Consider the following 13,278-nt stretch of genomic DNA (forward strand, 5'->3'; position numbering starts at 1 on the left):
TGCGGGCTCGGTACCGGAGCATCCTTGATGTAGACAGATGTCAGCGGGAGCATACAGCGTGGCCCGTTCGGTCGTATGGCTACAGCCCTCGCATGGGATGCCCGTGAACCGCGAGATATATCGCCCACGTTGCTGAAGTCTTTGTTGGGCATGTGGAAGGGAATTTGTTCTCTTCTTTTGGGATGAGCTTTGGTTGGAAGACAGTGGGCCGCACACACACAAGGGCCGCAATCCAATCGATCAGAACTTAACACGTATGACTGTGGCGCCCAAAAACGTTGATCTGCCAGGCCAAAGGTCTTCAGGAACGCTCCGCCTTTCGACGGAGGCGCAATGCAGTGACATCTCGGAACATCTCCTCCCCCTGCCGCCGCATGTCACGAATTACCTTGTCGATTTTGGGTTCGGCGGCATTCCATTGTGGCGGCGAAACATGAACATTCGTGTCTGATCCAGAAATTCCAGGCGCCGGCGTTTCCAAGAGCATTGGAGCCATCAGTTCCAAGTTCCTGCTTGGAATTCTTACCATCATCCCCTCCGGACGATTCGGCAGTAGTTCGTCACGAAGTCTACGGTGTAAATCGTCTGCGTCGTGCGGACCCGTCGCGCTTTCGATAAAGGAAGCTCCAACCTCGTATGACAACGTTTTCTGTTGGATCGAAGCCCTTTGATTCGCGACTTGATCTCTCGATGCTTCCTGATAGGCGGCAATCTCTGCCAGCAAAGAGTCATTAAGTTTCGATCTTACTTCATCGACCTTTCCCTCAGAGACAGTTTGACTGAGGTCTGGTTCTACGCCATTAATATCTGAAACTCGAAAAATTTCCCTACTACTCTCCGAACTCGCAATGACAAATGCCACTCTTTCCAGAGCTTTGTCGTCGATGGCGTCAGAGACACAAAGCCTTTTCATCCACGAAGGCGCATGCTCGGGAATACTTTCGAGAATCTCTTCAAAAGCATCGGCTCCATATGATGCAAACTCAAGGTTTGTACGGATGTCTTGTGGCGGATTGTTGAATACATCGCGCGAAGTGGTCAGGAACGTGACATGTCCGTTTTGCCGTCGAAATGCAAATACACTCGGATTGGCCGTTGGTGACAAGAGTGATTGGTCCACGTTCGACAGTGTCTGAAGGGCAATATCGATATCTTGAAGTGTCACAGGTGATGAAAAATCGTGATCGCGCTCCCAAGCTCGATAGAAATCTTGTAGCTCCTTGGGGGGTATCTCCAGTGCTTGCGCTGCCGCCTTTGCCCTCTTGAGGCGTTCTGCTGCCTCCAGCTCTATCCGTTGAAGTTCTTCTTGAGTCGCATGCGGGTTCTCAAGTACACGAAAATCTGCCTCTGTCACTGGAAGTAGTGCGATTTGTTGAGGACCAACGATCAGGCCAGCCTCGGCAAGTCGGGAAAGAAGACGACCGTAGACCCTTTCTTCGGCCGATCCTGCGTATGCGTAATTCGCAACTTCGATTTTCTGATACTTTTGGCCAATACGGTCAATTCGCCCAATTCGTTGCTCAACCTTCGCTGGGTTCCACGGAAGGTCGAAATTGATCAAAAGATCTGCTGTTTGGAGGTTCAGTCCTTCAGCTGCAGCGTCGGTGCAGATTAAGACGTCGATTTCTTCTCTGACGAAATTCTGTGTGATTGCCGTGCGAGTTTTGGAAATCATGGTTCCGGTATTCGGATCATACTGGCTTCCACCCGCGCCGGAAAACGTTCCGACCAACGCGCTTGGCATTCGTGCTCTGAGTTCATCGACAAGATGGTCAAGGGTGTCCTTGAAGCGTGTAAACACGACTGTCTGGCGGATCCTATTGCCAGACCTTCTTCTGCTTAATTCAGCCATTAGCCTGGTAAGCTTTGACGGCATGCCAGAAAGCTGACTGAGACGTTCGAGAAGTCCAGAGAGTGCCTCTCTTTCCCACAACAGGTCCGCTTCAGAACGACCATCAAGCAATGCTTCTACAGCGATGTCATCGCCTTCTTCATCAGCATCAAAGACAGCATCCTCTAAGTCGTCGTCAGTAGGCGCATTTACCGTTCGCTGCTGAGCACGGAGAGTAGCATCAACTTTTTCCAGGCGCCGCTCAAGCGTCTTGTGAATCGCATGAAGGCTCGAAGAAAACCTCAACCGAAGGAAGCTGAGATAGAATCCCATCGCAGCGATACGTCGCTGTTCGTTTTGAGTGGACGCATTTCGAACTTGAGCATCAAGCTCTCGGCAGTAGCTCTCGAGGGCATCGTAGACGCAACGCTCTGATGGGGAGAATTGAATTGGGTCAAGTTGGCGAACTTGCCTTTCTGCCAAGTTGGCATTGAGCTGGCCGCTTTCACGGTAAAGGCGTAGCAGGTCACGCGTGTGACGTAGCATGACCCTGGAGAGGGGGGCAGCTGCCCTGAGAGCGCGAGCAATCAGTTTATAGTCTGACCTTGAGAATGCACGTCCGTCTTCCACCCATCGTGAAACGGTCCGGCGATCTGAGGCTGAACGGTACGCACTCATGACAAAATCCCAATACCCGGGATCAAGCAGTTTGATTTCGTGAACTGCGCGACGAAGAAAATCGATAGTTGCCAGAGATATACGCCCCTTCGTGCGGACGAACTCCTGAACAGCGTCGTAGTATTCACGCGTGATATCGTCATCGAAAGCGAAGCTTCCAACCCGCCGTGTCAGCCTCATCAAGTCAAAGGCTTCTTGCATTTCAAGCTGCAGCGGCGTGGCGGTCGCCAGGAGAAGTGAATTGCTTTTTTCTCGGAGAGTATCGTCCACAAGCGAGAACAGCCGGTTGCGTTTATGAACCGCGCGAGCGTAATGAGCTTCATCCAGCAGGGCAATATCCCACCCTTTGGCGGCTCGGACATCTCCAAGGCGTGTTCGATGCGTTAGAAGTCCTGTTGAAGCAATGACAAAGTCCGGATCGAGAAGGGAGCCCTCTGATGTTTCAAATGTGTTGCCTTCCTGGTCCAACCTTTCGTGTCGCATTTGGCGGGATCTGGGGGCGGTGCGCGCGAAATCGAGAAGAAACTTTGATTTCATTTCGCGATGCCACTGGCGAGTGAGAGAGGCTGGGGCTGCAATCAGTACACGCTGAGCAAGTCCGGAAAGTGACAATGAGCGAATAGCCAAACCAGCTTCAATGGTCTTCCCAAGGCCGACCTCATCACACATCAAGAAGCTGTAAGGCCAAGATGTTACAAGTCGCCGCGCGACGAATGCCTGATGCGGCCATGGTTCGACAGGGGTTGTTTCAATACCGACGAACCGGCCGCCCAAAAGCCTTGGTCCGTCTTTGATGAGCCGCCAACGGAGATAGTCTGCCGGTGCGAGGCAATCGAAGGGTGTGCCTGGAACGGCGATGGGGAGCTTTGCCCCGCTTCCGTCGATCTCCTTGGGCTCCAGAACCTTTTTTCCCATTCGAACAAGGCGGGCCTGGACCGCGTCTGGGAGAGGCATGACTCGAATTCCTTCGCTGCCATGCTTCCACAGATGATCAAAATCGTTCAGAGCTTTTTTCGCCTTTCGGCAGGACCTCTCGTCCCACCAAGAACAGTGGACAGTTACGTTCTCGGCATTGATAGCAAGTGCGGTCTTGGATTCATTCAGGGAGCCGTCAATTCTGATGGCGTCGCCAGACGCGTCGACGAAAACAGCCCACTTCTCGTGAACATACCCATCAAGGGTGGCATCAACTGAGATTGGGTCGCCGGAAGCCCTATGCACCCGGAAAGCCACTTTCACTTCCAGGATTTCTTGGGAGATCATATAGGCCAAGAGATCGACGCCTCGAACCGTCTCATCGCTCCAGGATCCATCATTCTCCAGAGCTGATGCAAGGTGTTCGACCAGTCCTTCGTCGGCTCCTCTCAGCGCAGCCTCGACATCGTCCTTGTCGAGATCACAACCAACAAGGAATCGGGCCTTTGCGCCGTTTTTCGCCAATGCTGTAAAGCCCTGTGAGGCAACAGCAAGGGAGGATGATCGGAAGTAGCCGGCAACACGATCGTACCGGACTGTTCTTTCCAATGCCGGGACGTAGAATTCCTTGAGGATATCCGTCGCTGGTTCGCCGGGGCGGATTTCAGAAGTCCGATACTCATCCCGCCAATCGACGTCCTGGAAGGACGCCGGCGCGAGATCTATAGCGCCGGCTGAATCATTCACTGCGTACCTCCAAAACTCTCAAGCGCGAAGCGTATCCAGTCGATTTCCTTCTGCAGTTTTTCATCTCCGATCTCGGCGCGATAGACGTCAAGGAGATCTTTCTGAAGTTGTTCTTGGAGTGCACATTCCTTTTCGAAATAGGCGCGGACACTGATATCCTGGCCTTCTCTATAGGCAGCAATGAGACCATGAAGGCGATCCCAGGCGGTTTGAGGCATTTCGAGGCGAATGTCAGCGCGTTCCTCTGGCGCCGTCAATCGAATCTTGGAGCCTGCCTTGACCAGTGGTGAAGCGTAGGAGGCACCTGCTTGGTGGGTTGCCATGCCGATTTTTCTGTCAGCGACGGAGTAGTTTCCGGTTTTGCCCTCGATCGAGATGTTCAGAGCGTTGGCGAGGTTTCGGGCGTCGTCGAAAGCGAATTCAGCAGTGCCGAAAGCGCCGAGGATTGTCAGTGCCATGGCTGTCTCCGTGTCGAGATCCTCGACGGAAAGACGCCCCTTGGTGATCCTGGTAATTTGGTGCGCGGCCACGACCGCACTGGCCGAGGTCATCGCCTTGACAGGAGAGACCACCTCATCGCCGTCATACACAGGCCAACGTTCCGAGAGCACCTGCAGGGCACGTCCAAAGCTCGCGATCATCTCGTCCACTGGATTTAGATTAAGGCGGTCGAATTCGGCAAGACCTCCACGAACAGCGCTTCGAATCTTGGCTTCGACGCCCGTTCCGCCAATGCCACGCCAAGCCGCAGGCTCGTCACCTTCTCCGTATCGCTTCCGGCAAGTGATAAATATGGTGGAAGCGGCTGCGGCTAAATTCATCTGGTGCATCGAATACCCAGACTCAGACTCGACCGGCATGCAGGCCGTGATGATCCAATCGGACTCGATCAGCGAGCGCGTGAGTGTTTCCCAAGCCTCTTGCTTTTTATGAGTAAACATAAGCGTCATCACACCGTCATCGCTAAGGACACGACGACATTCAGAAAAAATCTCGCTCATCATGCGCTCATAGGCTGCCTTGGCCTCCTTCGCCGAACCATCGCGTGACGGATTGGCAACGGCTTCTTCGGATTTATTCACATGACGCCTTGAGAATAATTCGGGATATATCTCCCGAAGACCTCGTCTTTGCCAGACGTAGTAGAAGTCCGAAAGCTCTCCGTACTGGACATTGTCGTAATAAGGGGGATCGAAGCATACAAGATCGACGGATTTCGACGCGACCGCTGCCATGTTTCCTGCGGAACCGTTTAGGATCTTTAATGGAAGAGATGGACCTCTTGCCTGGTAGACAGGAAAGACAAGTTCGGAAATACCCTTGAAAGCATCATGCACCTGAGAAAACGCCCATCGCAATCCGCTGGACGGACCAGTGTAGGGCATTTCAGCATAGGTCCACTTCAGAGAAAAATCGTGGCGTCCGAACGTTCCGACAATTAGGCCTCGTGAGAAATGCCATCGTGTTTGTCGACTGTTGTAGTCGACGAATTTGTCGATGATTAATTGAAGATAAGTGATAACAGCGTTTCCGCGTTCATTTCCCAATGCACTTTGTATCTCAGGTTGCAGCGCCAGAAACTGCTCCATCAAAAAAAGATGCCCAACGAGTTGACGTGGTGCAAACATCTCGCTCCAGCGTGTTATGCCATAACGAAGCGGCTCACTTGTCTTGGCTCCTGTTGGGATCGACTCTGTGGGGACAAGGTCGGCGCTTTCCCATCTGTCCCAGTTTTCCGAGAGCCGTTCATTGGCCTTATTCAGAGCGGACAAGTCCTGCTTTGTAGGTGCCCGAAAAAACTTTACCTTCTCCGTTTTGATTTCTCCAACGCGTTGACCGGAGACATATCTTTGAATTTTTCCATTGGAATCCAGTTTGGGTTGAAGTCTGTTTGAGTAGACCGCGTATATGCGATCCCACCACCGCCCGTGATTGCTTTCGCCACGCGCTTGAGCTTTTATTTCATCCCCAGAAATGGCCTGCCGACAATGCACGCATTGGCCAACGCCACGTGTTACGGTCGCTGTATCTGGGTTCTCCCCATTGGGTCCTTTGCCGCCTTCGGCTTCATAGACCTCGAATGAAATGCTCTTCTCTCTCTCAGGGACGATACGTACACCCCATTGATTTCCCGAGCTCTTGGAAAGCCACAGACTGTTTAGAAGTGGTGCGTCACCTCCGCACGATGGACAACGAACCATTCGGCAATAAAGAAAATCCGCGGCGGAATGCTCAAACTCTCCGTACGATTCTATTAGGTCACTATGTTTCCCAATATTCTTCTCGAGCTTGATTCGTTCGGATGCGGGCAATGGAGAGTGGGGGTACAAGTCCGCTACTTTGTTCTCAGTAGTCGATACCAAAAGTTCTCCCCAATGAGCAATATCCTGAAGTAAATCGGGTCCGAACCGAGCTGGGAAGTCAAGGGTCGCATGAAGAATTGTTGTTGCAACAGGATTTAGTTCGTTTGCGATGACGGTGTGTCCGAGGCGTAGTGCTTCGAAAGGTATGCTGCCGCCACCTGCAGTAGCATCGAGGACAGTGAGACCAGTCTCTTGGTAATCTGGGGCAACCGCATACGCCCGATCATAACCATAGAGGTCTTCGGCATCCCATTGGATAGACTTGCCTTCGAGAGCTTCCTTCACACGGTTGGAATTCTTGAACGCCAACCGGTCGTTGACCTGGGCCGGATCAGCAACGTGATCTTCAATTTGTAGGCTTTCGCCAAGCCCTGCAAACGGCACAACGAAAGGTGCGGAGTCTTCTTTCCACTTTGAAACGACCGGATCCTTTTCGAATGAAGGATCATGAGTGAGAAGTCTTTCGATGATCTCTCTGTTTTTCATTCTTCGATCGGCTTCGGTTTGGATCAACTTCAGACCCTTGTCGTCGAGAGGCAGAATTTCAGCACCGCCAACGCTCTTCACATGTGCAAGAGCTTTTCCGACGAGCGTCCATTCCTTCTCACCGACGATGGCGACCTTTTTTGAGATACCAAGCTCGCGGACAAATGAGTCGGGATCAGCCGAGGAACTGAGCAGTGAAGCCTTTACAGCTGCACGCGACACAGTGAGCGGCCTGCGAGCCCACCAAACATGAAGACGGTGGGTTTGCGGGTTCCCGGATGCCGTTTCTCTTACTGTTTGTGCGCCTACTTGGTGGCAAGGAAAACCGCCTTCGATGAGGCGTAGATCTGTAGCGACTTCATTCATTCTGTTTGCCTTATCTCATTACTGCCGTGCACGTAGCTTTTCGAGCGCTGCCTCTACATCGCCTTCTTGGCCCTTGCCATGGCCACACAGCATGATCCGCAGGCCGGACACAGCCCATCGGTTTGCAACCGGTCCATAGTGCGAAATGCGCGAGAACCAGTAGCTTGCCTCTTCTCTCGAGAACGTTGCGACACGCCGTGCCAGCAATTCTACGCGGTCGAGATCTGTCATTCGTTCCTGCAGTTTGAAAATGATGCCGAGCTTCGCTCCGGATTCTTCATTAATAACCAGCGTTCGCTGCGTTTTGATTGCATCGATGGACAGAAAGATATCGACCTCAAGCGGCACGTCGTTTTCGTTGCGAGCTTGTGCAACGATGGACTTAACCAGGGGAAGCAACCGCCGGAGAGCGTCGCCATAAAGGCGCCCGCGATCCTGAAGATGGCCCGTACGGGCGTCCTCTTGGTCTCCCTCGCGGGCACGACGCTCTTTTATCACAAGGACAGGCGGAGGAACGTCGCTATGTTGCGTTACCCGCAGCGCGAAAGGAGCCGATGAGAGCGCTCCTGCATGCAAAGATTTGTAGACCTCCTCCTGGCGGAGGGAACGTCCCTTCTTGGTCGTCATTCAGCACCTTTCTTGAGCTCTGCTACCAGTGCGCACTCATCATCAGGGTGTTCGATCTCAATCGACGCGAATGTGTTTTCATCAACCCTTCCGACAGTCATCAGCGTTTCGAAGAGTTCATCGAGCACCTTTAAGCTTTCAGGGGTCGCATCTGCAATCTTGAGATCGATCGATGCGCCGCCTGGTACTCTAAGGGACTGAATCCTGAAGTCGTCGACGTTGGATTTTGCACCACTGGCGGCAATGCGCCCAAGTCGTTTGATAAGAGGAATCAACGTCTTCGGGGACATTCCTTCCTCTTCGATCTCAAGGCGTCGTGATACTTGTTCAAGCCATCCGCGCTTGGATGCTTCCGAGCGCGTCATCAGGACATCATCGGCCTGTGCTGGCCTGAATGTCGCCTCGACGCCGTCACGGAAACCATCGGGCTTGTCCTTGGCACCAATACTCCCGTCATGAACAACATATCGATCCTGCCCGATCACCTTGGGGATCACATTCAGGACATCCGCCTCTTCGATTGCGTCGGACTTCTCGCGGACCTTCTCGACAATGTCGGAAACCTTGGTTTCACTTGCTTGGCGTGCAACATCTGCCGTCCATTCGCGGATTTTGTCTTCGGAGGGCTTCTCGCCCTTGATCCATCCACGGGCACGCGCTTTGGGGACTTGAATTACAGACCAACCGTCTAAAGAGAGATCCGCCGTAAGTGGGGCAGGGTTATCTGCGTTGTAGATCTCGTCGGGTTGATCAGCGGCAGAGTCCAGAAAACGGAACAGGCACCACACGCCCTTTTCGACGCCGGCTGAAATCACCCGGTACAATACTCCGGGCTCTTCCAAGATCGGCCAACGACGCTGCTGGGCAAAGGCATCCCTGATACTTTGCAGAGACGGCGTTTCGCTCCCCAATGAAAAAAAGAGCTGTGAAAGCCCGCGAACGATCTCCATGGTTGTCGCGCGGTCGGCCTCGATCACCTCGCCATCTCGACGAAGGATTTCTTTGACTTGCTCTGCGATAGCCGCGCCGCCTTCGCCTCCGGCAACTCGGATTTCCCGTATCGCGACACCATCTGGTCCGGGATACACAAGGCGCGTATAGCTTTTGCTGCTTGCGACGTTGAGGTCATTTCGTGCGCGTGCTCGGCGACTTTGGAAATCATCATCCAACTGGCGGAGTGTTAGTCCATAGGCCCCCGGGTCGGAGTGGAGTTTTTCGATCGCACGAACCTCTCTGGCAAGCTCAACAAGGTGATCAAGACTTCTTTGAGCCCCTTGAGCAGCGAACATGCCCTCTGCATCGCGATCCGTTGCAACGGTATTGGGTATCAAGAGCGATATGTGATTCTGTGATATTCGTGGCTGACCGACACCAACGGTTTCAATGAAGTCATCGATCGTGATCTTGGCAGCGTCTACACGAACGATACCAAGGGAGGGACGTTTGGGCGACTCAGCCATGTCCTGTGGCGCGGTTACATCCTCACGGACTTCGAAGATACCATTCTGGTTAGTGATGACTTTTCGAGAAGCCTCAAGGATCAATTTCAGTGCATCTTCACGATTCACGCCTTCACGGATGTCATTCAATGCTCGGTTGATGGTGGGATCTGTACTTGCGAAATACTTTCCATCTTGTTCGCGGAGGTAATAAGCATTCTTTTGGATCGCTTCGAGAGCTGTCTTGACCGCGGTGGCAGGGAGTTCCGGCATGGTCACTGACAGAATTGCATCTGCTTCATTGATGCCAAACAAGTTGCTGGCAACGCCGCCAGACCGACCGACGAGGCTGTTCACCAGGACCGTCCGCCAGGTCATTTCATGGTAGGAAATCCCAGACGGCAATGGGTTGTTTTTGTCACGCATTTGTGCGCGGCTTCTACTGGAAGCCAAAGAGTCCGACTGTGGACCGCCGACATCGGTATTCAGGACGATTTGCATGTCACCAGCTCTGAGACGGCTTCCAACAATCTCGTCAGCCATAAGTCGATCGGAAAAATCGAGGTGCCCAACATGGATCATCGGTGTGTAAGGTTGTTTTTCCCAGATCAGGCGAATTGCCAGCGTCATTACACGAAGGACACCCCTCGTTCCTTGAAATGTCTCGATTGAAGCGAGCTTCTCGTTGAGGAACCGAAGAAATGTGGGATGGAAAGGGTAGCTTGACCGAAGAATGTCGACATACTCAGCATGCTTTACCTCAGAAGGCAGGTCCGTGGGACACGAAGCGTAGATGGCGGCGTAGGCCTCAGCTGCTTCGCTGGCCGCCGATGGGTCGATGCTTGAGAACAACCGGCGCGCGAGCACTCGGGAGAGCTCGTTTTGTGGCACGGGCTTGATCGGAAGTGCATCTCGAGCGACCACGCTTTCAGTTTCACCAACCGCAAGCGCGGCGCGTTTTGCGGCCTCTTCAGGAGTGATCTCTGCTCCAGTGATCCTCGTAAGCTCAGACCCAAGATTTTCGCTTTGTTTGGCAAAGGCATCGGTCGAACTGGCAAGAGAAATCACAACAGAGATGCCTGGAACGGATCGTGCAAAAGTAGACAACGCCATCAGGAATGCAGCAACTTGTGTTGAACCGATTCCCGGATGCGCTGCTTCGAAGCGTGCAACATACTGTGCAAGTTCATCTATGAGAACAATAGCCTTGCGACCTCCAAGGACACGACGAAAAAAGTCATCGCCAGGGGCTGCAACCGATGACACATCTCCCTTGAGCTCACGGTAAAGGCCTTCGCCACCAACTTGCATTGCCAGCTCTCCCCACAATGTGTGAGGAATCAATGCTGTTCCAGACCGCTTGTTGACGGACAATACGTCACCAGCGATTGCTATGACACAGACCTCATCAGGCTCCAAAAGCGGAAGGTCGGGGAACAGTGGATTCACAAGATGCTGAATATCCTGCCCTCGTTTCGCGCAATGCACGAGGCCAATAAGCGAGTGAGTTTTGCCGCCGCCAAACCCGGTTTCGAGCCGGGTGATCGCGCTCGCTGTTGTATCGCCAGTGACTCTTCGAAGCACGGTCGCAAACAGATCGCGCATCCCACTTGTCGGGTATGTCGCCTCTCCAAAGAAGATCTTTGCATCGGTATAAGGAGTATCGGCGACCTGGCGGCCAGCATAGCTGTCCATTACCTGTTTGAGGCTGGCTGTAAACAGCTCCGGGTTGAACGTTCCTGAAATGATATCAGCACGCGGTGTGCATTGCTCGTAGACCGGTCGCATGTTGGTTGGCACCTTTCCTTGCATCCATATTGGCCGGTTTTCATGAAGACGGAGCACTCAAGAAAAGAACCAGCATTTCCATAAGGTAGGAACGAAATGCGGTGGTCTGGAGTACTTTTTTGCACAGGTCGTGCGACGTCGGAAAACACCTTGCTCTTGGGCCAGCTTGTTTATCCTCCAACTGCCGCATAAAGGGAACCTCTATCAGACCGAAGGTGCGGCGCAGGAAAGTTGAGCCGCGCCTGTACGACCGGCGAGGCGGGACTTTCACTGCCCAATCCCAACGACGTAGCGAACAGAGGCCCGGGGTCGCAGGGCGAAACTGGCAAGCTGAAGTAAGCTTTTCAGGAAACCGAGATTCAACGACTCAGACTCTGCGCGTCAGTCAAGTCTGGATGATATTACTCCAGACTTCGGTTCTGGGGAATGTTCAGAAAGGTATCGCCAGCCCGGACCTCTCGTGTGTACATTTTGTGGTCGGTCGGGGCTTGCGCGCTATATATGCGAAAGCTACCATGCGGCCATGAGCGTTCTGCAATCCACCCCTGTGGCGAACACCCAACCCGCTCTTCGATGGCTCTACGTCGAGCGGCGTTTTGCTGCGCTCCAAAAAGACCTGGCCCTCCAGCAGGATGAAATCGACGACGGAGTGACCAAGCTGCATGGGGTCGTGAAATCGCTAAACCGCCACTTTTTCGAGGAAAGCACGCTCGACCACTCCTTCCTTGTCGGGTCTTGGAGAAAAAACACTGCTATTCGACCGCCCAGCGACATAGATGTCTTCTTTCTGCCGTCGCTCGATGTCTTCCATCAGTTCAACACTCGAGTCGGCAATAAGCAGTCCCAGCTTCTTCAGCATGTCCGCGATGCCTTGAATGTCACCTATCCGCAGACGCGAATACGCGGCGACGGTCAAGTGGTAGTGGTCGGCTTCAACTCAATCGACATCGAAGTGATACCCGCGTTTCCTTCTCAGGGCGGCGGATACCTAACCTGCGACACCAATGGAGGTGGGAGGTGGAAACGGGTCGAGCCAGATGCCGAGATTTCCGAACTTGATCGGGTCGATGCGTCCTTTAACGGCAATGTCCGAAAACTGACACGCATTCTCAAGCAGTGGAAACACTACTGCAATGTCCCAATTAAATCTTTCCACATCGAGCAACTGGTGAGTGAAGCACTTGCCAAGTTGGACTACGGTTGGAGGGACGAGTTTTGGTTTGACTGGCTGGTTCGAGATGTTTTCGCTCACATGTATGGACGCGCAGGCGGTGGCTTTTTCATGGCAGGATCGACATATGAATGGATTGCGATGAGCGATCGATGGCAGAGCAAGGCCCTGTCCGCCTATGAACGGGCATCCAATGCCTGCGACTATGAACGCCAAAACATGAACGTCTCGGCAGGTGATGAATGGCAGAAGATATTCGGCAAGACTATCCCGGACATGGTGATCTAAGCGAGGCCCATGGCGCGCTTTGCTCCGAGTGCGCGCAGCAATCCCGCAACGCCGTCTACACATCGACAACCTTCTTTATTTGGCTGCGTTGGCTAAAACGGATCCGTGGCAGCATCTGGATAGCCGCGGTGATTTCCAGTACGGCCGCGGCAAGCGCAGCGATCTCCAAACAGTCTGGCGTCGAGGTCATTGTGGCGGGACTGGCTCTGCTCGGCGTCATTCTGCCAGGGGTGATCAAGGCGTTGAAGCTCGATGAGACGATAAAAGCGTACGAAGAATCGGCGGCGGCATTCAAGAGGGTGGAAGGACGCCTTCGCCGCGCTGCTGAAGTCTGGTCACACAAACCGTTTGCAGATTTTGAGGTAGAAGCGCGCACGGCACTTACTGATCTCGAAACCGCGCAAATACCATCGCTGACGCCCCCAGAATGGTGTTTCCGAGCCGCCCAAAGAAAGGTTAGGTCGGGCGACTATGATCCGGATCCCTGACCATTTGTTTGGCAAGCTCGGAAGATTGTCAGCAGATGGTGAAGACGCTTGAAACGGTACGCGTATCTGTAAGAGCTTTTCTCGGCAGCAA

Annotated in this window: 6 protein-coding genes; 2 read left to right on the plus strand and 4 right to left on the minus strand. The window is 53.3% G+C overall.

The genetic code is table 11. The features are described 5' to 3' along the window. Positions 1 to 301: 301 nt before the first annotated feature. The 4 genes from R3X27_RS12580 to R3X27_RS12595 are packed head-to-tail and all read right to left on the minus strand — an operon-like array spanning position 302 to position 11,240. Complete coding sequence (locus R3X27_RS12580) at positions 302 to 4,171, minus strand: helicase-related protein (RefSeq protein WP_317709211.1); 3,870 nt, start codon at positions 4,169 to 4,171, stop codon at positions 302 to 304. Continuing rightward, positions 4,168 to 7,386 (minus strand): DUF1156 domain-containing protein, encoded by a 3,219-nt coding sequence (locus R3X27_RS12585; RefSeq protein WP_317709212.1) that lies wholly within the window; start codon positions 7,384 to 7,386, stop codon positions 4,168 to 4,170. The genes R3X27_RS12580 and R3X27_RS12585 overlap by 4 nt, the downstream gene beginning before the upstream one ends. A gap of 18 nt (positions 7,387 to 7,404) precedes the next feature. After that, positions 7,405 to 8,013 (minus strand): hypothetical protein, encoded by a 609-nt coding sequence (locus R3X27_RS12590; protein ID WP_317709213.1) that lies wholly within the window; start codon positions 8,011 to 8,013, stop codon positions 7,405 to 7,407. Beyond that, positions 8,010 to 11,240 carry an ATP-binding protein gene (locus tag R3X27_RS12595; protein WP_317709214.1) on the minus strand — a complete coding sequence of 1,077 codons (3,231 nt, stop codon included), beginning with the start codon at positions 11,238 to 11,240 and terminating at the stop codon, positions 8,010 to 8,012. Before R3X27_RS12595 ends, R3X27_RS12590 begins: the two co-directional genes overlap by 4 nt. A 523-nt stretch (positions 11,241 to 11,763) precedes the next feature. Between R3X27_RS12595 and R3X27_RS12600 the strand changes: the two genes are divergently transcribed. Both R3X27_RS12600 and R3X27_RS12605 read left to right on the plus strand, forming a co-directional pair. After that, positions 11,764 to 12,699, plus strand: coding sequence for an SMODS domain-containing nucleotidyltransferase (locus tag R3X27_RS12600; protein WP_317709215.1), 936 nt, complete (start codon positions 11,764 to 11,766; stop codon positions 12,697 to 12,699). Continuing rightward, positions 12,654 to 13,187, plus strand: a complete 534-nt coding sequence (locus tag R3X27_RS12605) for a hypothetical protein (protein ID WP_317709216.1) — start codon at positions 12,654 to 12,656, stop codon at positions 13,185 to 13,187. The genes R3X27_RS12600 and R3X27_RS12605 overlap by 46 nt, the downstream gene beginning before the upstream one ends. The last annotated feature ends 91 nt before the right edge of the window (positions 13,188 to 13,278 follow it).

This window comes from Tropicimonas sp. TH_r6 (genome assembly GCF_033101155.1).
Classification (GTDB): Bacteria; Pseudomonadota; Alphaproteobacteria; order Rhodobacterales; family Rhodobacteraceae; genus Tropicimonas.